Raw genomic sequence first — 22,253 nt, forward strand, 5'->3', positions numbered from 1 at the left:
CCCTTCGGGTCGCGGGAATGACGTGCTTAGAGATTACGCCGCGAACTGGTTCATCGTATTGTGTGCGCCGCCGGCCTTCAGCGCAGCTTCCCCGGCGAAATAATCCTTGTGATCGTCGCCGATGTCGCTGCCCGACATATTCTGATGCTTCACGCAGGCGATGCCCTGGCGGATTTCCTTGCGCTGCACGCCCTCGACATAGCCCAGCATGCCAGCCGCACCGAAATAGTCCTTGGCCAGGTTATCGGTGCTGAGCGCCGCCGTATGATAGGTCGGCAGGGTGATGAGGTGATGGAAGATGCCTGCCCGCGCCGCTGCATCCTTCTGGAAGGTGCGGATCTTCTCGTCAGCCTCGACGCCCAGTTCCGTGCCGTCATAATCCGCGCTCATCAGCTTCGCCCGGTCATAGGCACCAACATCCTTGCCGGCTTCGGCCCACGCATCATACACCTGCTGGCGGAAGTTCAGCGTCCAGTTGAAGCTGGGCGAATTATTATAGACCAACTTGGCGTTGGGAATGACCTTGCGGATGCGGTCGACCATCGACGCGATCTGCTCGATATGCGGCTTTTCCGTTTCGATCCACAGCAGATCCGCGCCATTTTGAAGCGAGGTGATGCAGTCGAGGACGCAGCGATCCGCGCCGGTGCCTTCGCGGAACTGGAACAGGTTGCTGGGCAGGCGCTTGGGGCGCAGCAGCTTGCCGTCGCGGTTCAGGATGACGTCGCCATTCTTCGCCGTCGCCGGGTCGATCTCCTCGCAATCGAGGAAGCTGTTATACTGGTCGCCGATATCGCCGGGTTCCTTGCTGACCGCGATCTGCTTGGTCAGGCCCGCGCCTAGCGAGTCGGTGCGCGTGACGATGATGCCATCGTCCACGCCCAGCTCCAGGAAGGCGTAGCGACAGGCGCGAACCTTCGCCAGGAAGTCCTCATGCGGCACCGTGACCTTGCCGTCCTGATGGCCGCACTGCTTTTCGTCCGAAACCTGATTTTCGATCTGGAGCGCACAGGCCCCCGCCTCGATCATCTTCTTGGCGAGCAGATAGGTGGCTTCCGCATTGCCGAAGCCCGCGTCGATATCCGCGATGATCGGCACGACATGCGTCTCATAATTGTCGATGGCGTGGGTCAGGCGCTGGGCCTCAACCTCGTTGCCGGTTTCGCGCGCCTTGTCGAGATCGCGGAACAACATCCCCAGTTCGCGGGCATCGGCCTGCTTCAGGAAGGTGTAAAGTTCCTCTATCAGCGCGGCGACGCTGGTCTTTTCGTGCATCGACTGGTCGGGCAAAGGCCCAAAATCGCTGCGCAGTGCCGCGACCATCCAGCCGGACAGATACAGGTACTTCTGCTTGGTCGTGCCGAAATGCTTCTTGATCGCGATCAGCTTCTGCTGACCGATGAAACCGTGCCAGCAGCCGAGCGACTGGGTGTAGTTGGCCGGGTCGAGGTCATAGGCCGCCATGTCGCGGCGCATGATGCCGGCAGTATATTTGGCGATATCCAGACCCGTGTTGAAGCGGTTCTGCAACTTCATGCGGGCGACGGATTCGGCATTGATGCCGTCCCAGCTGCCGGGGTGGCTACCGATGAGGCTCTGCGCCTTCGCGATATTGTCCTGATAGGTCATGGCCGTTTTCCTTGCGTCCGGTGATCTGTTGCCACCTTGCCTAATCACCTCTGTTGCAGTGCGGCAGTACTCCTGAAGTTCAATTGTCGATCTTTACAAAAATCTGCTGTAAAGTTGTAAAGCCTGCACAGGAGTCGCGCACATGGCCAAGGATCGTCCCGTCTATATGGGGCCGCGGCTGCGGCGGCTGCGGCGCGATTTGGGCCTGACGCAGGCGGACATGGCCGCCGATCTCGATATCTCCGCCTCCTATGTCGCTTTGCTGGAGCGCAACCAGCGGCCGCTGACTGCCGACATGCTGTTGCGGCTTGCCCGCACATACAAACTCGACATGGCGGAAGTGGCGGGCGATGGCGGCGCGGAACAGACGGCGCGGTTGCAGGCGGTGCTGAAAGACCCGATGTTCGCGGATATAGATCTGCCCACGCTCGCCACTGGCGACGTGGCGGTCAATTATCCCGGCATCACCGAAGCGCTGCTGCGCCTCTATACCAGCTATCGCGAGGAGCATCTGGCGCTGGCGGATCGGGGCGCGGGCGTGGATGCGGCGCCGCAGGAGGATGTTGCCGATCCCGTCGCCGAATCGCGCCGCTTCCTCGCCGCCCGGCGCAACAGCTTCCCCCTGCTGGACGATGCAGCGGAAAAGCTGGCAGCGGAGGCAGAAGCGGAAGGCGGCCTCATCGCCTGGCTCAAGGCGAAGCATAATCTGCGCGTTCGCCGCCTGCCATCGGACGTGATGGCCGGCTCCATGCGACGGCTCGACCGGCATCGCGACGCGGTGCTGCTCGACGATGCGCTGGACGGCGCCAGCTCGCAGTTCCAGCTGGCGCTGCAGATCGCCTATCTGGACCTGCGCAAATATTTCGACGCGATCCTGAAGGACGGCCAGTTCTCCCATGAAAGCGGCCGCCGCCTCGCCCGCCGCGCGCTCGCCAGCTACGCCGCCGCCGCGATCCTGATGCCCTATACCGCCTTTGCCAAAGCAGTGGAGGCGCGCCGTTATGATGTGGAGGCGCTGGCCCGGCAATTCGGGGCGAGTTTCGAACAGACCGCCCATCGCCTGACCACGCTCCAAAAGCCGGGGCAGGAGCGCGTGCCCTTCTTCTTCCTGCGCGTCGATCCGGCGGGCAATGTATCGAAACGGCTGGACGGCGCGGGCTTTCCCTTTGCGCGCCATGGCGGCTCCTGCCCGCTCTGGTCGGTCCACCGCGTGTTCGAAACCCCGCGTGAGGTGGTGACGCAATGGCTGGAGCTGCCCGACGGCCAGCGTTTCTTCTCGATCGCGCGCACGGTGACGGCGGGCGGCGGCGGCTGGGGCGCGCCGAAGGTGGAGCGCGCCATCGCTTTATGCTGCGCGGCCGACCATGCGCATCGGCTGATCTACACGCAGGATGCACCCGCGCCCGACCCCACGCCGATCGGCGTCACCTGTCGCCTGTGCCATCGCACCCAGTGCATGGCCCGATCCGCCCCGCCGATCGGCCGCGACATGCTGCCCGACGATTATCGCCGCACCCGCGCGCCCTTCGGCTTTGCGGATGGTTAACGGCTTTTTAGGCTGCGCGCGAGAAACAGGGGCATGACCACCGACAGACCCCGCATCGCCGCGACGCTCATCATGCGCAACGAGGCGCGCTGCATCGCCCGCTGCCTGGACAGCGTGCGGCCCTATGTCGATGCCATGGTCGTGCTGGATACCGGATCGACCGACGACAGCGTCGCCATCGCGCGGGCGTGCGGCGCGCAGGTCCATCATCTCGACTGGCCGGGCGACTTCTCGGCCGCGCGCAATCATGTGCTGGCGCTGGCCGATGCCGACTGGAACCTGATCGTCGACGCCGACGAATGGATCGCGGAAGGTGGCGAGGCTTTGCGCGACTGGTGCGACGGGCCGCCACGGCTGGGCGCGCTCTGCATCCGCAGCAGCTTCGACCTGCCGCAACAGGCGGGCGCCGCCCTGCCCTCGACCCGCAGCTGGATCGCCCGACTATTGCCGCGCGGGGTCCACTATGCCGGGCGCATCCATGAACAGCCTGTGTCCAGCCTGCCGGTCGAGCGCATCGCCCTGCTGATCGACCATGACGGATACGAGGACGCGCAGGCGGCGGGCAAGCGGGATCGCAATACGCCGATGTTGCTGGCGGAATTGCAGGCCGATCCCGGCAATCCCTACCTCCTCTACCAATTGGGCAAGGAGGCGGAGACGGCGCGCGACTATGCCTGCGCAGCGGATTGGTATGAACAGGCCAGCACCCGCACCCCCGATGGCGCGCCATGGATGCATGCGCTGCTGATCCGCCGGCTTCATTGCCTCGGCCAGTCGGGCGCGTCGGAACAGGCCATGGCGATTGCCAGCGCGCAGATGGCTCATTGGCAGGAGTCGCCCGACTTCTTTTTCGTCCTGGGCAACCTCGCCATGGACCGGGCGCTGGCCGAGCCGGCTCATGCGCTCACCGAATGGCTGCCGCTGGCGGCCACGGCATGGGAACGGTGTCTGGAAATTGGCGAGCGGCCCGATCTGGATGGATCGGTCGAAGGGCGCGGCAGCCATTTGGCGCAGCATAATCTGGACGTCATCCGCCAGCAGCTCGCGCTGCTGGGCAATGGCTGACTATTCCTCGATCAGGTCCAGATAGGCGACTACATCATTGTCGGTCGCCAGATATAGCCCATCCTGCACCTCGGCCGGCTGCTGCTCGGCGACATGCAAAGCCTGGCTCAGCGGCCCATACATGATCGTCATGGCCGCCCCATCGTCGCCGAGATGATAGAGGCGGACGGTCGCGCTGTCATAGGTGGTTCGCATGGGCCCACCCTTATCACGCCAGCGCGGCCAAGTCAGCGCCAGTCCTTGACCTTCATCGACGGCGCCAGTTGGTTCGCCCCAATCCGCACCGCATCGTCGGTGAAATTGGCGACGAAGGTGGAGCCGCGCTCCAGCCCCGGCACGAAGCCTGCCTTGTTCCCCTCGATCACCAGCCCCGCGCTCGAATGTTCGCGGCCTTCCGGAGCCACGGTGATGAAGGCGGACCAATTATCCTTGTCCTTGCCCTGCACCATTTCATTACCGGTGATCGTGCCGGTCGCGCCATTGGACAGGTCGATCATATAATTGGTCAGATGCCCGCCGCTATCGTCGAAGCTGTTGCCGCTGATGGTGACGCGGGCGGTGCGGGTTTTGAGATAATGGCCGCCATCGCCCTGATCGAAGCGGCTGTTGGTGACGGACAGGCTGGCGAGGCGACCGATATAGATTCCATGCGCGCAGTCGAGATCGCGATCGCAGCGGCCCAGCTTGCGGAAGGTCGAATTGTCGATCACCACCTGCCCGCCATCATAGTCGCCGGTGAGGATACCCTCCTCGCTGTTGCGGAACAGGCTGTTGCGCACGGTCAGATTGCCGCTTTCCAGGCGGATGCCCGCGCCATTGCCGTCGGGCACGCGGATATTCTGGAAGATGATGCCGTCCACGCTGCTGGCTTGGCCGCGCAGAACGAGCGCGCCCTTCCCTTCGCACACGGCCCCGTCGAAGATCGCGGTGCCGGGCGTCGCCGCACGGATGGTCACGTCGCCGCCCTGCTGCACGCCGCATTGGCGATAGGTGCCGGGCGCCACGACCACCGTGCCACGCCGGTCGCCGATCGCGGCCAGCGCATCGCCGATGGAGGCAAAGCCCTGCCCCGTTTCCGCAACGGTGAAAGGCGCCGCATTGCCCTGCGCCCAAGCGCTGGAAACGATGGCGGCGGAGACGAGGAGCGTGGTGGAGAGGATGCGCATGGGGACAAGCATAAGGCCCGGCGGCGACAGCACCAAGGCGCCAAGACCCGCAATCTGCCGCTGCCCCGCTATGGGACAGGGTGAAGGCCATGTCTTTACGCGGGGAACAGGTCGATCTGCTCCGCATCCGGCAGCACCGCGTCGATCAGCAGCGAGCGGTGGCAGCCCGACGGATCACGTTCGAAGCAAAGCAAGGCGGTGGGCCGCTCCGCCGCCATGTCCTTCAACTGTTCGGCCTGCACGATCGCTTCGGGCAGGTCGAGTTGGCGCGCGTAGATTTCGGCCAGCCGCGCATGATGCCCCTTGCGCGCAGCCTCGCGCCCCTCGGCCGGCGTGCCCAGCGCCTTGAGGCCGACATAGTCTATCCCCGCCTCGCGCAGGCCGGCGGCCAGGATGTTCTTCGAGAAGCCGGGGCGGCGCGACAGCGGCACCGCGCGGACATCGGCAAGCAGCCGCACGCCGGCGGCTTGCAGCGCGGCAATCAGGTCCGGCTGCGTCGTGCCTTCATAGCCAATGGTGAAGATCTTCATGGACGCAAGATAGGGAGGGGATGGCGCTATACCAGCTTCGTCACCCCGGACTAGATCCGGGGTCCCGCTACCTTCCCCCCGCGGCCCGAAGAAAAGCGAGATCCCGGGTCAAGCCCGGGATGACGATAGAGGGGTCAGTCCAGATTCGGCCGCAAATAGCGTTCCGCCGTTTCCAGATCGATGCCGCGCCGCTGCGCATAATCTTCCAGCTGGTCGCGGCCGACGCGGGCCACACCAAAATATTCGGCCTGTGCATGACCGAAATAGAAGCCGCTGACCGCCGCCGTCGGCAGCATCGCAAAGCTTTCCGTCAACGTCGCACCGGTTGCATGATGGGCGTCCAGCATCTCGAACAGGATCGGTTTCAGACTATGTTCCGGGCAGGCGGGATAGCCGGGCGCCGGGCGGATGCCGCGATACTGTTCCTTGATCAGCGCTTCGTTCGTCAGTTGCTCGCCCTCGGCATAGCCCCAGAGCGCGGTGCGGACATAATGGTGCAGCCGCTCGGCGAAGGCTTCGGCCAAACGATCGGCCAGCGCCTTTAACAGAATGTCCGAATAATCGTCGATCGCATTTTTGAAGCGCGCCAGATGCGGCTCGATGCCGTGGATCGACACGGCAAAACCGCCCATCCAGTCGCCATCGGGACTGATGAAGTCGGCCAGGCACATATTGGCCCGCCCTTCCCGCTTCTGAATCTGCTGGCGCAGCATCGGCAGGACATAGTGCTTCTCATCCTCGACATGGACGATGATGTCGTCGCCCTTGCGCCGGCACGGCCACAGACCAGCGACGCCGCGCGCGGTCAGCCATTTGTCGTTGACGATCTTGTCCAGCATCTTCTGCGCGTCGGCGAACAGGCTGGTCGCGCTTTCACCCACCACTGGATCGGTCAGGATCGCGGGATAATTGCCCGCCAGTTCCCATGCGCGGAAGAAGGGCGTCCAGTCGATATATTGGATCAGATCCTTCAGATCCCAGTCGGGAAATTTATGCACACCGGGCAGGCGCGGGCGCGGCGCCTTCAGGCTTTCGTCGATCTCGAACCCATTGTCGCGCGCTTCCGCGATGCTGATCAGCGCGCTCTGCCCCTTGTTGGCGCGGGCGACACGGACATGCTCATAATCGTCCTTGGTCTTCTGGACGAAATCATTCTTCTGCGTTTCGGAGACGAGCGCTGTGGCCACGCCCACTGCGCGGCTGGCGTCCAGCACATGGACCACCGGGCCGGTAAAGGCCGGATCGATGCGCAGCGCGGTATGCACGCGCGACGTCGTCGCCCCGCCGATCAGCAGCGGCATCGTCATGTTCGCGCGCTGCATTTCGGCGGCGACCGTCACCATCTCGTCCAGCGACGGGGTGATGAGGCCCGACAGACCGATCATGTCGGCGTCATTCTCGTTCGCGGCCTTGATGATGTCCTGCCACGGCACCATCACGCCCATGTCGATGACATCGAAACCGTTGCATTGCAGGACCACGCCGACGATATTCTTGCCGATATCATGCACGTCGCCCTTCACGGTCGCCATGATGATCTTGCCCTTGCCCTTGGCGCCCGGTTCCTTCGCCGCCTCGATATAGGGCAGCAGATGCGCGACCGCCTTCTTCATGACGCGCGCAGATTTCACCACCTGCGGCAGGAACATCTTGCCCGCGCCGAACAGGTCGCCAACGACATTCATGCCGTCCATCAGCGGCCCTTCGATCACATGGATCGGCTTGTCGGCGGCTAGGCGGCATTCCTCCGTATCCTCCACCACATACATGTCGATGCCCTTGACCAGCGCATGTTCCAGCCGCTTGGCGACGGGCCAGCCGCGCCATTCCTGCGCCGCCTTTTCCGATGCTGCGTCCTTGCCTTTGAAACTTTCGGCGAGCGTGACCAGCCGGTCGCCCGCTTCGGGATCGGTGTTGAGGAGGACATCCTCGCACGCCTTGCGCAGCGCGGGGTCGATCGCGTCATAGACGTCGAGCTGCCCGGCATTGACGATCGCCATGTCGAGGCCGGCGGGAATGGCGTGGTACAGGAACACGCTGTGCATCGCCCGGCGGACGGGTTCGTTGCCGCGGAAGGAGAAGGAGAAGTTCGACAGGCCGCCCGAAATATGGACGTGCGGGCAGCGCTTCTTGATCTCCTTGCACGCCTCGATGAAGTCGACGCCGTAATTATTATGCTCCTCGATCCCCGTCGCCACCGCGAAGATATTGGGGTCGAAGATGATGTCTTCGGGCGGAAAACCGATCGTCATCAGCAGCTTGTAGGCGCGCTCGCAAATCTCGACCTTGCGGGTCTGGGTATCGGCCTGCCCGGTCTCGTCGAACGCCATGACGACCACCGCCGCGCCATAGGCCATGCATTTGCGGGCGTGGAACAGGAAAGCCTCCTCGCCCTCCTTCATGCTGATCGAGTTCACGACCGGCTTGCCGGACACGCATTTCAGGCCTGCTTCGATCACTTCCCACTTGGAGCTGTCGATCATGACCGGCACGCGGCTGATATCCGGTTCCGACGTCATCAGCTTCAGGAATGTGGTCATCGCCTCGACCGCGTCGAGCAGGCCTTCGTCCATGTTGACGTCGACGATCTGCGCGCCATTCTCCACCTGCTCGCGCGCGATGTCGATGGCGGCGGCATAATCGCCCGCCATGATCAGCTTCTTGAACTTGGCCGATCCGGTAACGTTGGTGCGTTCACCGATGTTGACGAAAGTGGCGGTGGTCTTGGTCATTTTTAAGTGCGTCACCCCAGCGAAGGCTGGGGTCTCCCGATTTAGAGTGCGCCTCAAGAGGCACGAGATCCCAGCCTTCGCTGGGATGACGTTATTATCTTACGCCGCGATGTGCATCGGCTCCAGCCCGGCAAGCCGGGTCACGACTTCCAGTTCCGGCACCACGCGGGGCTTATGCCCGTCCAGCGCCTTCGCCACCGCGCCGATATGCGCAGGCGTCGTGCCGCAGCAACCGCCGACCATATTGACGAGGCCCTCGTCCACCCAGTCGCGGATCAGCTTCGCGGTGGTTTCGGGCAGTTCGTCATACTGCCCCAGTTCGTTGGGCAGGCCGGCATTGGGATAGGCCAGGATCAGCGTGTCGGCATTTTTGGACAATTCGCTGAGGTACGGCCGCAACAGATCCGCGCCGAACGCGCAATTCACGCCGATGGTCAGCGGCTTCAGATGGCGCAGCGAATACCAGAAGGCGTTGATCGTGTGGCCCGACAGGTTGCGGCCCGACATGTCGGTGATGGTGAAGCTGAGCATCAACGGCACGGACCGGCCCGCCGCTTCCTCCGCTTCGCGCGCGGCCATGCCCGCCGCCTTGGCATTGAGCGTATCGAAACAGGTTTCGACCAGCAGAAAGTCCACGCCGCCGGCGATCAGCGCGTCGCACTGCTCGCGATAATCGGCCTTGAGCGTGTCATAATCGACCTCGCGAAAGGCCGGGTCGTTGACGTCGGGCGAAATGCTGAGCGTCTTGTTCGTCGGGCCGATCGAGCCGCAAACGAAGCGCGGCTTGCCGTCCTTCGCGGTCGCCTTTTCGCAAGCGCTCCGGGCCAACTTCGCCGCCGCGATATTGATGTCCCACACCAGATGTTCGCAGCCATAATCGGCCATCGCGATCTTGGTCGAGCTGAACGTGTTCGTCTCGATCATGTCCGCGCCATTGTCGAGATAGGCGGTGTGGATGCCCTCCACGATGTCCGGCCGGGTCAGGCACAGAAGGTCGTTATTGCCCTTCTGATCCTTCGCCAGGTCCAGGTCGCCGCGATAATCGGCTTCGGTCAGGCCATGTTTCTGGATCGAGGTGCCATAACCGCCGTCGAAGATCAGGATCTTGTCGGCAGCCAGTTGGCGCAATTGGTCTTCGGCGGTCATATGCTCCCTCTCCCCGTTCGGTTCGAGCTTGTCGAGAACCCTCGCGCAACCGGTTCTCGACAGGCTCGAACCGAACGGAGGGGGTTAATCCGTATCAGGCGTTCACCGCCACCTTCGCCCGAAGCCCGAGCAGATGGCAGATCGCAAAGCTGAGTTCCGCCCGGTTGAGCGTGTAGAAATGGAAATCGCGCACGCCGCCTTCATACAGCTTGCGGCACAGTTCGGCGGCGATCGTCGCCGACACCAGCTGGCGCGAGGCGGGATGTTCGTCCAGCCCTTCGAACAGGCGCGCCATCCACAGCGGCACGTCGGTATTGCACATGGCGGCCATGCGCTTGGTCGCGGCGAAATTGCTGACCGGCATGATGCCCGGCACGATATCCGCCGTGATGCCCGCCGCGCCGACCTTGTCCATGAAACGGAAATAGGCGTCGGGCGAGAAGAAGAATTGCGTGATCGCGCGGGTCGCCCCGGCGTCCAGCTTGCGCTTGAGGTTATCGAGGTCGCTCTGCGCGCTCGCCGCATCGGGATGCACTTCGGGATAGGCCGACACGCTGATCTCGAACGGATGGCGCTTCATCAATCCTTCGACCAGATCGGCAGCGCCGGTATAACCGTCAGGATGCGGCTCGAACCGGCTGCCCACTTCCGGCGGATCGCCGCGCAACGCCACGATATGACGCACGCCCGCATCCCAATAGGCGTCGGCAATCTCGCCGATCTCGTCCTTGCTGGCGGCCACGCAGGTCAGATGCGCGGCCGCCGCCAGCGACGTTGCCTTCGCGATGCGCGCGACCGTATTATGGGTGCGCTCCCGCGTGGAGCCGCCCGCGCCATAGGTGACGGACACGAATTTGGGCGCCAGCGGGGCCAAAGTCTCGATCGCCGACCACAGCTGCGCTTCCATCTTCTCCGTCTTGGGCGGGAAAAATTCGAAGCTGACGCGGGCATCGCCCGCCAGATCCGCATAAAGCGGGCCAATAGGCGCGTTGTGCCTGGGATCATTCAGGGTCATGCGGAAATCCGTCCTTCGATGGGCAGAACATTGGCGCTCTGGCGCCGTCCCAGCCACAATACTACCGTCAATTCCTGGCCGGGCAGCGTTTCCACCCGTTCCAGCGCCAGCCCCGCCTGCGCGAACCAGCCGCTCATCTGTTCGTCGGAAAAGCCCAACCGCGCATGCTGGTCGCGCAGCCGCAGTTCTTCGCGTTCATGCGCCGCGAAATCGGCGATCAGCACCCGGCCGTTCGCCGCCGCGACCCGCGCCGCCTGCGCGATCACCAGTTCGGGCGCCTGCGCATAATGCAGCACCTGATGCATCACCACCGTATCGGCGCTCCCCTGCTCCAGCGGCAAGTCCAGGAAATCGCCCAGCAGCAGCGCATATTTGTCGCCGGCATCCTGTGGCAGCTTGGCACGGGCCAGACGCAGCATGTCCGGGCTGCGATCCAGCGCGGTCACCTGATCCGCATCCCCGCCGAACAATTCGATCATGCGCCCCGTGCCGGTGCCGATGTCGAGCAGATGGCCGATCGGTTCGCGCCCCAACAGGGCGACCATCGCCGCCTCCACATCGGCTTCGGCGATATGGAGCGACCGGATCGCATCCCATTCCTCGGCATGTTCGGCAAAATAGCTTTCCGCCGCCCGCGCCCGGTCCGCGCGCACCGCCGTCAACCGCGCGATATCCGCCGCCTGCCACAAGGCCTCGCTCTCGGACGGCTCCAGCCGGTCGAACAGGGTCAGAAACGGCACGACCGACCGATCCTTGCCCAGACGCAGAAACACCCAATTGCCTTCCTTGCGCCGTTCCACCAGACCCGCTTCGGCCAATATGCGGACATGGCGCGACACGCGTGGCTGGCTCTGCCCCACGACCTGCGCAATCTCCCCCACGGCCAGCTCCATCGCCCGCAACAGGTGGATGATGCGCAGCCGCGTCGGGTCGCCAAGTGCCCGGAATATATCAAGTGCCGCATGCATGATCATGTCATATAAAGAAATCTTTATATACGTCAATGCCAGTGAATTTTCTGTGCATTTTTCATCCATAAAGCGATGAAATGGCGGACATCCTATGGTTTCGCCCCATGAATGGGATTGCCTTGCCCGGTTCAAGGCAGTACGAATCGGCCCGCAGGCGCAATGGGGGGTGAGCTTTTCTCCGAGAGTGGTCTGCATTTTTATTTTTCTCAGAGAGGGGTTTTAACCCATGACCAAGTCGATTGCTCTTTCGCTCGTTCTCGCCGCTTCGCTCGGCCTGGCCGCTTGCTCGGGTGGCACTGAAAACGCCGCCAACAACGCCGCCAACTCGGCCGAGAACGCGTCGAACGCTGCCGACAACGCCATGAACGCCGCGCTGAACGCTGCCGATAACGCTGCGAACGCCGCTTCGAACGCGACCAACAACGCTTCGAACGCGATGTAATTCAGTCCCGTTCGGGTCTAGAATTTAGGAAGGGGTCGCACCGACAACGGGGCGGCCCTTTTTCTTTTGGAGCATATCATGGTCCGTCCTCTCCTCCCCCTTGCCGCCCTTGCGATGCTGGCCGCCTGCGGATCAGGATCGCAGGATGGCGTCGGCGGCGTCAGCGCCGGCGAAGCCCAGGCGCTGAATGATGCCGCCGCGCAGCTGGACGCCCGCACCGGCGCGGCTCAGAGCGCCGACCCCGGCCTCAATCCCGCCGCCGTCACGGCCGCAGGCGCCGACCGCAAGCGGGTCGCGCCGCAGCCCGCCCCGCAACCCTGACTCCGGCCCGACCCTGGCCCTGACGCGGAAAGGGCCGCCCCACATGGGACGGCCCTCCTCTTTGTCCGATCAACGTCGGATTTAGCAGTTGCGGTCGATCGCCCGGCCGGCCAGCGCACCCACGCCTGCGCCAAGGATGGCGCCCGTGGTGCCGTCGCCGCGACGGCCATAGCGGCCCGAACCCTTGCCGACTTCGTTACCGAGCAGGCCACCGGCGATCGCACCGATGATGGTGCCGCCCGTGCCATTATCCCGGCAGCGATAGCCGCCACGATAGCCACCGCGATAATTGTTGCGATAATAGCCGTCGCCGCGATAGCCGCGGTCACCGCGCCAGCCACGATCACCGCGATACCCACGGTCGCCACGATAACCACGGTCATAGCCGCCGCGATAATAGTCGCCACGGTCGTAACCGCCGCGATAATATTGCGCATTGGCCGGCGCGGCCGTCACCACCAGGGAAGCGGCCCCCATCGCCAGAGCGGCTCCCAGATTAACAAGAAACTTCATCTTCATGGCGCTTCTCCTCATATGCCATCCTCTTGGGCGGCCGTTGAAAAGAACGGAATTGCCCTTCGATTGATATCCTTATGATCGATTCGCCTTGAGCCGAGCCTGAATGGGGGTGTCAGCCCCCGTTCACCTGCCGACCGTCCGTCACGCCCCTGCTGCGTCCTGTCGGATTATGCCCTATGGCGGGCGGCGATGCAGCGAATCCTGATCGTCCTCCTTCTTGCCACCCTGCTATTGCCGGCCCCGCATATGGGGAAACCGGAAGTGGTGCGGAGCGGCACGCTGCTGGTGACAGCGCGCGCCCTGCCCCTCAGCAGCATCGACCCCGACCTTACCCATGTCGGCGCGCTCACCTATCTGGGCGGCTGGCAGCTGGAGAGCGGTAATCCGGGCTTTGGCGGCATTTCCGCGCTGCTGGTGTCGCCGGTGGGCGATATATTGGGCCTCAGCGATTCCGGCATATTGATGGGCTTTCGCATCGCGCCAGGCGAAGGCCAGGGGCATCCCTTCATCGCCCCGCTGCCGATCCGCGCGCAGGACCGCTATCGCCCATGGTGGGCATGGGATTCGGAAAGCCTGACCCATGATCCGGCGACCGGCCGCTATTGGGTGGGCTTCGAACTGCAACAGGCGATCTGCCGCTACAGCCCCGGCTTCGCTCGCGTGGAGGCCTGCCGCACCTGGCCGGAGATATTCGCCTGGCCCAAGACCGGGTCGATCGAATCCCTCGCCCGCCTGCCCGACGGCCGCTTCCTGGCGATCGGGGAGATGGGGATGACGGTGGATGGGCATCATGACAGCCTGCTCTTCGCCGGCGATCCGGCGGAAAAGGACACGCCCGACCCCATCCATTTGCGCTACACCGCGCCGCGCGGCTATCGCCCGACCGATGCGGTGGCGCTGGACGACCGGCACCTGCTGGTACTGAACCGTCGCCTGACCATGGAGCAGCTGTTCACCGGCGTGATCGCCATCGTCGACCTGCCCGAAAAGCTGGAGCCGGGCAGGGAGCTGAAAGCCCGCACCCTTGCCAGACTGGCCCCGCCGCTGCTGGCCGACAATTTCGAGGGGCTGGCGGTATCCCATGAACATGGCCGCCCGGTCATCTGGATCATATCCGACGACAATCACGAATTCTTCCAGCGCACGTTGCTGCTGAAATTCGGGATGAATTGAACGACCAGATTGTTCCCCCTCCCGCTGGCGCGAGGGGGCTAGGGGGTGGGCTGGACGTCGCTACGGCCCACCCCGCTGCGACTAGCGCGCTGCGCGCGTAAGTCTCGCTGCCCCTCCCGCTGGCGGGAGGGGTGGAATATCATGGGCCACCAAATTCAAACGCAAAAAAGCGGCCCGGTGAGGGGCCGCTCCTTATGCCGAAACGAATCGGTCGAGAATTAGGCTGCGACGGCAGCCTTCTTCTTGACGATGTCGCGCTTCAGGCGACGAGCCTTGAGCGACAGCTTGTCGTCGTTGGTCTTGACCAGCCAGTTGTCCAGGCCGCCATTATGTTCGACCGAACGCAGACCATGGGTCGACACGCGCAGCTTGACGGTGGTTTCCAGCGTCTCGGAGATCAGCGACACGTTCTGCAGGTTCGGCAGGAACACGCGCTTGGTCTTGTTATTGGCGTGGGAAACATTGTGACCCACCTGGCGACCCTTACCGGTCAGCTCGCAAATGCGCGACATAGTCAATCAACCTTTGAAATTCGGGTTCGTTCGGAAAGCCGCGCCGATAACGAGATTCGTCGTCCCCGTCAAGCCGCAGCAAGGCAGGATCGCAACCCTCTGCGACCCCACGCGTTGAAAGGGCAACTAACCCAGAGGAGGGACAAATGCGAGTCATTGGTGGAATATTGGTCATCATTTTGCTGGTTCTGGCCGGCGGCATCGCCACGGGCTTCATCGACCTGCAAAAAACGCAGGAAGGACGCCTGCCCGCAATCGCGGTAAAGGAAGGCGCCTTGCCTAAATATGAGGCGAACGTCGCCAAGGTGGAAGTCGGCACCCGCAAGGAAACGGTCGATGTTCCCACGGTGGACGTGAAGAAGCCCTGATTATTTTGCTTGAGACACCGCACCGGCCCGCTCCCCCACCCGGCCACCCATAGAATACTGGCGTTGGGTAACCGGGCGAGGGACCGGGCCGGTGCGGTGCCAACTTGCTCTCATCCTTTCGCTGGGACGGACAATCCTGTAACGGGCGGGGCTGATGGTCCCGCCCTTTCCCTTGCCCGCGCCCATGCGCCGTGCCCTCGACCTCGCCCGCGCGGCGGAGGCGGCGGGCGAAGTGCCGATCGGCGCCGTCGTGACGAAGGATGGCGCCATCATCGGCGAGGGCGAGAATCGCAACCGCCGCGACTATGATCCCACCGCCCATGCCGAAATCGTCGCGATGCGCGCAGCCGCCAGGCATCTGAGCGACTATCGCCTGACCGGCTGCGACCTGTGGGTCACGCTGGAACCCTGCCCCATGTGCGCGGGCGCAATCTCGCACGCCCGCATCGCCCGGCTTTATTATGCGGTGGACGATCCCAAGGGCGGCGCAATCGAACAGGGACCGCGCCTCTTCGCCCAGCCGCAATGCCTGCATCGGCCGGATGTCTATGGCGGCCTCGCCGAAGCCGAAGCCTCAGCGCTGCTCCGCGACTTTTTCGCCGCCCGGCGCTGAGTAATTGATGCGATAGAGCTGATAGGGCAGCGTCATGCCCGTCTTCAGCGTCACCGGCACCAGCCAGTTCGGGATCGTCCCGCGCATCAGCCCGGCATAAAAGCCACGCGGGCTGCGCGACTGATAAATCGTCCCTTCCGGGAAATTGGGGCAGACCAGCAGATAGGTGGCATGATGCTTCGCCGCGATCGTGCGGAATCCGTCTGCCGGCCCATCATAGGCGTGGTGCATGTCCAGGATCGTTGCGCCGTTGCGATGATAAGGGCCGGCGATCGCGCTATGATGCGTCGTCGCGATCAGGCGCGGCCCCAGATCGACCATGGTGAAGATGGTCGCGGGCGGCAACTGATCCAGCACCTCCAGCGCCGGCAGCGTGCGGCATCGCCCATTTGCTTTCTTGATCGCATCGGTGCGCGCGATCGCCGAAGGGCGCCAGGGCTTGGGCTTCGTCCCCGTCGCCCCCTGATACAGCGTCACCAGCTGCGGATAGAGCGGATAGGCGCAGGCGATCGCCGCCAGCAGCGCCACGCCCACCCCAGCGGCGATCCGCACCCGGCGGGTCCCCGTCAGGATCGCGGCAACCAGCCGATGTGCGGCCCAGGCGGCGGGCGGGATCGCCAGCAACTGCGCCGCCGGCCCGGCCCGCAACTGCCAGAACAGCAAGGCGGTGGAAAAGACCATCATCGCGCCCACCGTCGCCCAGGCCCAGAGCCGCTCGCTGTCCCGCCGCGCATCCCACAAGGCCCAGAGCAGACCGATCAGCCCCGCCGCCGGCAGCGCCAGCAACGGCACGACCATGGACTGTGCCTGCGCCGTGATCGGCTTGGCCTCCCGGATGTTGGCCAGCCACAGCCGCTGCAACTCCGGCGAAATCTGATAGGGGCTTAGGCATTGCGGCCAGTTCAGATAGAAAAACGCCGCCACCGCGCCGCCCACCAGCGCGCCCGCCGCCAGCCGCGCCGGCCAGCTGCGCAGCGGCGCGATCGACAGGATCACCATGCCCGCGCCCGCCGCGCCGAACACCGCCACCCAGATCGGCGATATCGCGTCGCACACCATCTCGCGATTGGCGTAACTGGCGAACAGCACATAACAGAGCGACGTCGCCCCCGCGAGGCTGAGGCCATAGGGCAACATCCGCCGCTCCGCCCCCGGCCGGAATACCCAACGCAGCGCGATCAACCCACCGCCCGCCGCCAGATAGACAATCATTTCCATGCCGATGGCGATCGACAGCGCGCTGCTGATCCCCGCCATAAGCCCGCCGCGCAGCCGGTTGCCGTCGATCACCCCCGCCAGCATCGTCACCGCCAGCGCCAGTTGCCAGCCATGATGGTCGATCCGCATCGGCGCATACATGCCCAGCCCCATCTGCGCGGCCAGCGGCGCCAGCACCGCCAGCAGCCAGCCATTCGGCCCCGCCAGCCGCCGCCCGATAAAGCCCAGGCTCAGCATCAGCAGCAACAACGGCAACAAAGGTGCGATGCCGCAGGCCAGCCGATCGGCCAGCCCCTGATCGACGAAGGCGCGGAAGAACAGGATCAGCCCCGCGATCGGAATGTCGACCAGCCGCGACCAGTGGATGTTCGCCCCGCCCGGCGGGTCCAGTCGATATTGGCGCAGATCATACCAGCCCTGCCCGGCCAGCCAGTCCTTCACCTGCACATAACGGATATTGTCGTCCGTATCGCTCAGCACCAGCCAGTGAATGGCGGGCCAGCGCGTCGCAACCATCACGATGGCGATGACGATCCAGATCAGGAAGGTCAGCCATTTCCAGTGCCGCTGGGTGTAAGCGGTCAGGATGGGCGCCCAATGGCGCGCGCGGGCGCGCAGGATATCGCGGCTAGGCAAGGTCATGGCTGTCGATTAGACGCTCCGCATCAAAGCGCAACGGGGCGATCCATGAAATATCTGTCACGACTTTATGCAGAACATGGCGCGCTCTTCTGGCAGATCGTCCGCTATGGCGTGACCGGCCTGTTCGTCACCGCCTGTCAGGCCGCGATCTACTGGAGCCTCGCCGCGCTCGCCGGCTTCCATCCGCAGGCCGCCAATTTCATCGGCTATCTCGCCGCCGTGGCGATCGGCTATGTCAGCCACAGCCTGTTCACTTTTCGCGGCCAGGGCGGCACGGGCAACCCCGCCACGCGCGGTGCGAAATTCGTCATCGTCTCGCTAATCAGCTATGCGCTGAACGCCCTCTGGGTATTCCTGTGCGTCACCCATATGGGCTGGCCCGAATGGTCCCCCATCCCCGCGATGATCTTCGTGACGCCGGCGGTGATGTTCGGCCTGAACCGGCAGTGGGTGTTCAAGTGACATCGAGAGCAGGGGATTGTGACCCGAAATGGACATCTACGACATCGTCATCCCGGGCTCGAACCGGGATCCCGCTTTTCTTTTAGGCCTGACTTGGAGAAGATAGCGGCCCCCCGGGTCAAGCCCGGGGTGACGGGGGTGAAACCGTCACCTCTCTAAATCGCCATCGCCACCTGCGGCATGGCCCGCAAGCGCCCCATATCCCGCACCGGCGGCGCGCCGAAGAGGCGGCGATATTCGCGGCTGAATTGCGACGGGCTGTCATAACCCACCCGAAACCCCGCCTCCGCCGCGTCCAATCGGTCGGCCAGCATCAGCGTGCGCGCCGCCTGCAACCGCAATTGCTTCTGATATTGCAGCGGCGTCATCGCGGTTGCGCGGCGGAAATGGTCGTGGAAGCTCGACACGCTCATCCCCGCCAGATCCGCCAGTCCCGGCCCGTTATACGGCTCGCGGAAATGCGCCTTGAGCCAGCCGATCGCCCGCGCAATCTGCCCCGTCCGGCTCTCCCCCGCCGCGATCGCGCGCACGATGCCCCCGCTCGGCCCGGTCATCAGCCGCACCAGCAATTCCCGCTCGATCAGCGGCGCCAGCAGCGGCGCACTCGCCTGATCGCCCAGCAAAGCCGTCAGCCGGCTCGCCGCATCCAGCAATTCGGGCGTGATCGGATGCAGCGACAGCGCACTCCCCTCCACCACCGGCCCCGCCGGCGGCAGTGAAATGGCGATGTCGGACAGCAGCACCGGGTCCAGATAGAGGCAGAAGCAGAGATAGGGCGCATCGTCGCTCGCCTGCGTCACCATGCCGGTGATCGGCAGGTCGAGCGAGGCGACCAGATAGCTGGCCGGCCCATAGGCCACCACGCTGTCGCCCAGCATCACCCGCTTGGCCCCCTGCGCGATGATGCAGAGCGCGGGCCGCTGGAGCATATGCACCGGCTCATCCGCATGGCTCCAGCGCACCAGTGTAAGGCGCGGAATGGCCGTGTCGACGATCCCGTCCCGATCGGCATATCGGGCAATCTGCTGACCAAGGGAATCATGCGACATAAGGCTTTCTCCTTGCCGTCGATCTTATCGGCCATGCCTCCGCCTGAACAGCCCGCTCACCCCATATCTGGAAAATCGTGCAAGCATCGCGCAAGCCCATTCTACCGCCTCCGCCCCATGATGGCCCATCCATGGGTCATCGGATCGACGGTCGATCCGCCCAATCGGGAGACAGGATATGGCAATCGACAACAAGGTCATCGCAATCACCGGCGCCAGCAGCGGCATTGGTGAAGGCACGGCGCGGCTGCTGGCGGCGCGCGGCGCGAAGCTGATGCTGGGCGCGCGGCGCACCGACCGGCTGGCCAGCCTTGCCGACGAACTCAACGCGGCCGGCGGCACGGTCGCCTTCCGCGCGCTCGACGTCACCGACCGCGCCGATGTGGAAGCCTTCATCGCCACGACCGAGGCCGAATTCGGCCGCATCGATGTGCTGGTGAACAATGCCGGGCTGATGCCGCTATCGCGCTTCGACAGTCTGAAGGTCGATGAATGGGACCGGATGATCGACGTCAACATCCGCGGCGTGCTGCACGGCATCGCGGCTGCCCTGCCCCGGTTCAAGGCGCAGCGCAGCGGCCATTTCGTCAACATCTCGTCGATCGGCGGCTATCGCGTCTGGCCGACCTGCGGCGTCTACAGCGCCACCAAATATGCGGTGCGCGCCATTTCCGACGGGTTGCGCATGGAACATGACGATATCCGCGTGACCGTGGTGTCGCCGGGCGTGGTGGAATCCGAACTGGCCGGCACCATCACCGAAGCGGGCGCCGCCGCCGCGATGCAGGATTTCCGCGCCATCGCCCTCACCCCGGACGCGATCGCCCGCGCCATCGCCTATGCGGTGGAACAGCCCGATGATGTGGACGTCAACGAACTGATCGTGCGCCCGGTGCGGACGATGGATTGATACCGACAAGCGACGATAAGAAGCTTTGCCTCTATGTTCCCCGGCGCAGGCCGGGGCCCAGTTCCACGGTCTGAACTGGGCCCCGGCCTGCGCCGGGGAACGCTTCCTCAGAAACAAGCTGTCGCGTCTTGGATCGAACCATAGAAAAGGGGCATTCCCGCCTACGCGGGAATGCCGATCGGCTTATGTCAATGGACGAACCGCGCCACCACGTCGCGGTACGACCGGCTGACCTTCACCTGCGCGCCGCTTTCCAGCACCAGGAAACATTCGCCGTTGGTGTGGGGCTTGACTTGCCGCACCTGGCTCAGGTTCACGATGGTGGACCGATGCACGCGCTGGAAATTGCGCGGGTCCAGCCGCTTTTCCAGATCCTTCATCGTTTCCCGCAGGATCAGTGAATTGTCGGCGGTGTAGATGCACATATAATCGCCCGCCGCGTCGATCCGCTCGATCGAATCCACATCCACGCGGAAAATCTGCCCGCGATCCTTGATGTTGATCAGTTTCTCGAATCGGTTGGACGCTGGCGAATCATCGTCGGTCACGAAATCGCTCATCGCCTGCGGCGCGACTTCGGCCAGCACTTCGCGCAGTTTCTCGACTTCCTGCACCTGTCGCTTTTCGTTCAGTCGCTGGCGCACGCGGTCCAGCGCGTCGGCCAGGCGCCCTTCGTCCACCGGCTTCATCAGATAATCGACCGCCTGCGCCTCGAACGCGCGGATCGCATGGTCGCTATAGGCGGTGCAGAAGATGACGAGCGGCGGCTCCACTTCCATCAGCCCCTGGACGACGGAAAAGCCGTCGAAGCCGGGCATCTGAATATCGAGGAACACAAGGTCGGGTTTATGCGTCTTGATCGCGCGGATGGCTTCGCGGCCGTTGTTGCAGGTTTCGATAATTTCGACATCCTCATGCGCTTGCAGACGCAGCTGGAGCCCTTGAATGGCCAGGCTTTCGTCATCGACGAGGATTGTTCTGATGGTCATGCGGCCACTTTCGATGTTTCATCCATGTTAAGCGGAAATTCGATGATGACCGAAAATCCGCCCGGCGTGGAACGCGTTTCGAAGCTCTGTCGTTCCCCGAAGGCCTGAATTAATCGGTCCCGGATGTTCGGCAGGCCCACTCCGGTCCCCTCGCTCATGGGAATGTGCGGCTTCATTCCGCCTTCGTTCAATCCCGGCCCGCTGTCCGATACGACGATCCGGACGTTATCCCCGGCAGGCTGCGCCGTAACCGCGATTTCGGCCCCTTCTTCCTTGGGCGTCACCGCATATTTGATCGCATTTTCGACCAGAGGCTGGAGCAGGAGGGATGGCAAGCGCGCATGGGCGACGGCCGGATCGATGGTGAAGACCGGGCGCAACCGATCCTCGAACCGCATCTTCTCGATCTCCAGATAGAGCTTCAACGTCTCTATCTCCTGCTCGATCGTCACCTGCGCGGTCGGCTCATTGATCAGCGTATAGCGCAGGAAGGACGACAGGCGCGATAGCATCGCATTGGCCCGGTCGGTCTGTTTGAGCAGCACCAGCGTGGAGATGCTGTTGAGCGTGTTGAACAGGAAATGCGGGTTCAGCTGGTACCGCAGCATCGCCAGCTGCGCGTTCGCCGCCTGATTCTCCAGCCGCAACAGCTGATCCGCCTGCTCCTCCACCGTCAGGTAGAAGTTGATCGCATAATAAAGCGAGGACCAGGCGCCGAGCAGCGTCATCGACAGATAGAAGGCGCCCAGGAACAGTTGCAGCCCCGCCGTCTCGCTCGCCCGATTTTGCGTCGAAAAGACCCAGGCGTCGATGAACGCGACCAGCCCCGCTGCGAACACCACGGTCACGATCGACACGCCCCAGGTGATGATCGGCCGCTTCTTCACCAGAAAGCGGAACATCACCGCGATCAGCAGCGTCACCGAATAGCCCGAGACGGTGGAGATCAGCACCGGCACCAGGCTGGAAAGCGGCTGGCCATTGGCGATGGTGGACGATCCGCGCAACAGGAAAGCCCCGGCCCATCCCAGCGACTGGAGGTTCCAGAAAGCGCGATTCTTGTCAGCGAAAAAGGGCTGCGGCTTGATGCGGGGGACGGTGACGGACATTGCGTCCAGACTTAAGCCATTTGTGCGCCCGGTCAAAGATGCTTTGCGTCCGGGTGGTCGGATCGGCCTGAGGGCTGCACCCTGCGCAGTGGCACGCCGGACAATGTTTTGCGTGGGAACACAATA

Annotated in this window: 23 protein-coding genes; 9 read left to right on the forward strand and 14 right to left on the reverse strand. The window is 63.8% G+C overall.

What is annotated here, in order from left to right:
• Window positions 1–33 precede the first annotated feature (33 nt).
• Complete coding sequence (locus tag F4U94_RS10825) at window positions 34–1,629, reverse strand: isocitrate lyase (RefSeq protein ID WP_120250791.1); 1,596 nt, start codon at window positions 1,627–1,629, stop codon at window positions 34–36.
• A 142-nt stretch (window positions 1,630–1,771) separates the two neighbouring features.
• On the opposite strand from F4U94_RS10825, the gene F4U94_RS10830 reads away from it, so the two are divergent.
• Window positions 1,772–3,175, forward strand: a complete 1,404-nt coding sequence (locus F4U94_RS10830; protein ID WP_120250792.1) for a helix-turn-helix domain-containing protein — start codon at window positions 1,772–1,774, stop codon at window positions 3,173–3,175.
• 33 nt (window positions 3,176–3,208) lie between these two features.
• On the forward strand, window positions 3,209–4,240 hold the full coding sequence (locus F4U94_RS10835) for a glycosyltransferase family 2 protein (protein WP_120250793.1): 1,032 nt from the start codon (window positions 3,209–3,211) through the stop codon (window positions 4,238–4,240).
• Here the strand turns inward: F4U94_RS10835 and F4U94_RS10840 are convergent, their stop codons facing one another.
• The 7 genes from F4U94_RS10840 to F4U94_RS10865 all read right to left on the reverse strand — a co-directional run bounded on the left by F4U94_RS10840 (window position 4,241) and on the right by F4U94_RS10865 (window position 11,797).
• A complete protein-coding gene (locus F4U94_RS10840) occupies window positions 4,241–4,435 on the reverse strand; it encodes a hypothetical protein (protein WP_120250794.1) in 195 nt (64 codons plus the stop codon).
• Window positions 4,436–4,467: 32 nt separating this feature from the next.
• Window positions 4,468–5,406, reverse strand: a complete 939-nt coding sequence (locus F4U94_RS10845; protein WP_120252160.1) for a right-handed parallel beta-helix repeat-containing protein — start codon at window positions 5,404–5,406, stop codon at window positions 4,468–4,470.
• 95 nt (window positions 5,407–5,501) lie between these two features.
• A complete protein-coding gene (locus F4U94_RS10850) occupies window positions 5,502–5,936 on the reverse strand; it encodes a DUF488 domain-containing protein (RefSeq protein WP_120250795.1) in 435 nt (144 codons plus the stop codon).
• A 134-nt stretch (window positions 5,937–6,070) separates the two neighbouring features.
• Window positions 6,071–8,683: a methionine synthase gene (metH, locus tag F4U94_RS10855; protein ID WP_269462504.1), complete on the reverse strand. Its 2,613-nt coding sequence runs from the start codon at window positions 8,681–8,683 to the stop codon at window positions 6,071–6,073.
• 84 nt (window positions 8,684–8,767) lie between these two features.
• Window positions 8,768–9,814 carry a homocysteine S-methyltransferase family protein gene (locus F4U94_RS24760; RefSeq protein WP_150425561.1) on the reverse strand — a complete coding sequence of 349 codons (1,047 nt, stop codon included), beginning with the start codon at window positions 9,812–9,814 and terminating at the stop codon, window positions 8,768–8,770.
• 94 nt (window positions 9,815–9,908) lie between these two features.
• A complete protein-coding gene (metF, locus tag F4U94_RS10860) occupies window positions 9,909–10,829 on the reverse strand; it encodes a methylenetetrahydrofolate reductase (RefSeq protein WP_120250796.1) in 921 nt (306 codons plus the stop codon).
• Complete coding sequence (locus F4U94_RS10865) at window positions 10,826–11,797, reverse strand: ArsR/SmtB family transcription factor (protein ID WP_150411903.1); 972 nt, start codon at window positions 11,795–11,797, stop codon at window positions 10,826–10,828. Before F4U94_RS10865 ends, metF begins: the two co-directional genes overlap by 4 nt.
• A gap of 229 nt (window positions 11,798–12,026) precedes the next feature.
• Between F4U94_RS10865 and F4U94_RS10870 the strand changes: the two genes are divergently transcribed.
• Entirely contained in the window at window positions 12,027–12,242 is a 216-nt protein-coding gene (locus tag F4U94_RS10870; protein WP_120250797.1) for a circumsporozoite protein, read from the forward strand.
• Window positions 12,243–12,320: 78 nt separating this feature from the next.
• On the forward strand, window positions 12,321–12,563 hold the full coding sequence (locus F4U94_RS10875) for a hypothetical protein (protein ID WP_120252162.1): 243 nt from the start codon (window positions 12,321–12,323) through the stop codon (window positions 12,561–12,563).
• Window positions 12,564–12,644: 81 nt separating this feature from the next.
• Here F4U94_RS10875 and F4U94_RS10880 read toward each other — a convergent pair whose 3' ends face one another.
• The gene (locus F4U94_RS10880) at window positions 12,645–13,082 is read right to left on the reverse strand and encodes a glycine zipper 2TM domain-containing protein (RefSeq protein ID WP_120250798.1); all 438 of its coding nucleotides are present in this window, start codon (window positions 13,080–13,082) and stop codon (window positions 12,645–12,647) included.
• 189 nt (window positions 13,083–13,271) lie between these two features.
• Here F4U94_RS10880 and F4U94_RS10885 point away from each other — a divergent pair, with 189 nt between their 5' ends.
• Window positions 13,272–14,255 (forward strand): esterase-like activity of phytase family protein, encoded by a 984-nt coding sequence (locus F4U94_RS10885; protein ID WP_120250799.1) that lies wholly within the window; start codon window positions 13,272–13,274, stop codon window positions 14,253–14,255.
• Window positions 14,256–14,473: 218 nt separating this feature from the next.
• On the opposite strand, the gene rpmB is transcribed toward F4U94_RS10885, so the two are convergent.
• Window positions 14,474–14,767: a 50S ribosomal protein L28 gene (gene rpmB / locus F4U94_RS10890; protein WP_120250800.1), complete on the reverse strand. Its 294-nt coding sequence runs from the start codon at window positions 14,765–14,767 to the stop codon at window positions 14,474–14,476.
• 146 nt (window positions 14,768–14,913) lie between these two features.
• Here rpmB and F4U94_RS10895 point away from each other — a divergent pair, with 146 nt between their 5' ends.
• Both F4U94_RS10895 and F4U94_RS10900 read left to right on the forward strand, forming a co-directional pair.
• Window positions 14,914–15,135, forward strand: coding sequence for a hypothetical protein (locus F4U94_RS10895; protein ID WP_120250801.1), 222 nt, complete (start codon window positions 14,914–14,916; stop codon window positions 15,133–15,135).
• A 154-nt stretch (window positions 15,136–15,289) separates the two neighbouring features.
• The gene (locus tag F4U94_RS10900; RefSeq protein ID WP_120250802.1) at window positions 15,290–15,748 is read left to right on the forward strand and encodes a nucleoside deaminase; all 459 of its coding nucleotides are present in this window, start codon (window positions 15,290–15,292) and stop codon (window positions 15,746–15,748) included.
• Here the strand turns inward: F4U94_RS10900 and F4U94_RS10905 are convergent.
• The gene (locus tag F4U94_RS10905) at window positions 15,710–17,608 is read right to left on the reverse strand and encodes a hypothetical protein (RefSeq protein ID WP_120250803.1); all 1,899 of its coding nucleotides are present in this window, start codon (window positions 17,606–17,608) and stop codon (window positions 15,710–15,712) included. The genes F4U94_RS10900 and F4U94_RS10905 overlap by 39 nt on opposite strands.
• Window positions 17,609–17,653: 45 nt before the next feature.
• On the opposite strand from F4U94_RS10905, the gene F4U94_RS10910 reads away from it, so the two are divergent.
• A complete protein-coding gene (locus F4U94_RS10910; RefSeq protein WP_120250804.1) occupies window positions 17,654–18,070 on the forward strand; it encodes a GtrA family protein in 417 nt (138 codons plus the stop codon).
• Between the two features lie 155 nt (window positions 18,071–18,225).
• Here F4U94_RS10910 and F4U94_RS10915 read toward each other — a convergent pair whose 3' ends face one another.
• Window positions 18,226–19,119 (reverse strand): AraC family transcriptional regulator, encoded by an 894-nt coding sequence (locus F4U94_RS10915; protein WP_150411904.1) that lies wholly within the window; start codon window positions 19,117–19,119, stop codon window positions 18,226–18,228.
• 178 nt (window positions 19,120–19,297) lie between these two features.
• Here F4U94_RS10915 and F4U94_RS10920 point away from each other — a divergent pair, with 178 nt between their 5' ends.
• The gene (locus F4U94_RS10920) at window positions 19,298–20,029 is read left to right on the forward strand and encodes an SDR family oxidoreductase (RefSeq protein ID WP_120250805.1); all 732 of its coding nucleotides are present in this window, start codon (window positions 19,298–19,300) and stop codon (window positions 20,027–20,029) included.
• A gap of 188 nt (window positions 20,030–20,217) precedes the next feature.
• Here F4U94_RS10920 and F4U94_RS10925 read toward each other — a convergent pair whose 3' ends face one another.
• Window positions 20,218–21,018 carry a LytR/AlgR family response regulator transcription factor gene (locus tag F4U94_RS10925; protein ID WP_120250806.1) on the reverse strand — a complete coding sequence of 267 codons (801 nt, stop codon included), beginning with the start codon at window positions 21,016–21,018 and terminating at the stop codon, window positions 20,218–20,220.
• The gene (locus F4U94_RS10930; protein WP_120250807.1) at window positions 21,015–22,127 is read right to left on the reverse strand and encodes a sensor histidine kinase; all 1,113 of its coding nucleotides are present in this window, start codon (window positions 22,125–22,127) and stop codon (window positions 21,015–21,017) included. Before F4U94_RS10930 ends, F4U94_RS10925 begins: the two co-directional genes overlap by 4 nt.
• Window positions 22,128–22,253 lie beyond the last annotated feature (126 nt).

Origin of the sequence: Sphingobium limneticum (assembly GCF_008710155.1) — a bacterium.
GTDB lineage: Bacteria > Pseudomonadota > Alphaproteobacteria > Sphingomonadales > Sphingomonadaceae > Sphingobium > Sphingobium limneticum.

Bases quoted from the DNA above. Each gene is read 5' to 3' on its own strand.
- F4U94_RS10825 (WP_120250791.1), bottom strand. From the start codon at position 1,629: ATGACCTATCAGGACAATATCGCGAAGGCGCAGAGCCTCATCGGTAGC.
- F4U94_RS10830 (WP_120250792.1), top strand. From the start codon at position 1,772: ATGGCCAAGGATCGTCCCGTCTATATGGGGCCGCGGCTGCGGCGGCTG.
- F4U94_RS10835 (WP_120250793.1), top strand. From the start codon at position 3,209: ATGACCACCGACAGACCCCGCATCGCCGCGACGCTCATCATGCGCAAC.
- F4U94_RS10840 (WP_120250794.1), bottom strand. From the start codon at position 4,435: ATGCGAACCACCTATGACAGCGCGACCGTCCGCCTCTATCATCTCGGC.
- F4U94_RS10845 (WP_120252160.1), bottom strand. From the start codon at position 5,406: ATGCGCATCCTCTCCACCACGCTCCTCGTCTCCGCCGCCATCGTTTCC.
- F4U94_RS10850 (WP_120250795.1), bottom strand. From the start codon at position 5,936: ATGAAGATCTTCACCATTGGCTATGAAGGCACGACGCAGCCGGACCTG.
- F4U94_RS24760 (WP_150425561.1), bottom strand. From the start codon at position 9,814: ATGACCGCCGAAGACCAATTGCGCCAACTGGCTGCCGACAAGATCCTG.
- metF (WP_120250796.1), bottom strand. From the start codon at position 10,829: ATGACCCTGAATGATCCCAGGCACAACGCGCCTATTGGCCCGCTTTAT.
- F4U94_RS10865 (WP_150411903.1), bottom strand. From the start codon at position 11,797: ATGCATGCGGCACTTGATATATTCCGGGCACTTGGCGACCCGACGCGG.
- F4U94_RS10870 (WP_120250797.1), top strand. From the start codon at position 12,027: ATGACCAAGTCGATTGCTCTTTCGCTCGTTCTCGCCGCTTCGCTCGGC.
- F4U94_RS10875 (WP_120252162.1), top strand. From the start codon at position 12,321: ATGGTCCGTCCTCTCCTCCCCCTTGCCGCCCTTGCGATGCTGGCCGCC.
- F4U94_RS10880 (WP_120250798.1), bottom strand. From the start codon at position 13,082: ATGAAGATGAAGTTTCTTGTTAATCTGGGAGCCGCTCTGGCGATGGGG.
- F4U94_RS10885 (WP_120250799.1), top strand. From the start codon at position 13,272: ATGCAGCGAATCCTGATCGTCCTCCTTCTTGCCACCCTGCTATTGCCG.
- rpmB (WP_120250800.1), bottom strand. From the start codon at position 14,767: ATGTCGCGCATTTGCGAGCTGACCGGTAAGGGTCGCCAGGTGGGTCAC.
- F4U94_RS10895 (WP_120250801.1), top strand. From the start codon at position 14,914: ATGCGAGTCATTGGTGGAATATTGGTCATCATTTTGCTGGTTCTGGCC.
- F4U94_RS10900 (WP_120250802.1), top strand. From the start codon at position 15,290: ATGGTCCCGCCCTTTCCCTTGCCCGCGCCCATGCGCCGTGCCCTCGAC.
- F4U94_RS10905 (WP_120250803.1), bottom strand. From the start codon at position 17,608: ATGACCTTGCCTAGCCGCGATATCCTGCGCGCCCGCGCGCGCCATTGG.
- F4U94_RS10910 (WP_120250804.1), top strand. From the start codon at position 17,654: ATGAAATATCTGTCACGACTTTATGCAGAACATGGCGCGCTCTTCTGG.
- F4U94_RS10915 (WP_150411904.1), bottom strand. From the start codon at position 19,119: ATGTCGCATGATTCCCTTGGTCAGCAGATTGCCCGATATGCCGATCGG.
- F4U94_RS10920 (WP_120250805.1), top strand. From the start codon at position 19,298: ATGGCAATCGACAACAAGGTCATCGCAATCACCGGCGCCAGCAGCGGC.
- F4U94_RS10925 (WP_120250806.1), bottom strand. From the start codon at position 21,018: ATGACCATCAGAACAATCCTCGTCGATGACGAAAGCCTGGCCATTCAA.
- F4U94_RS10930 (WP_120250807.1), bottom strand. From the start codon at position 22,127: ATGTCCGTCACCGTCCCCCGCATCAAGCCGCAGCCCTTTTTCGCTGAC.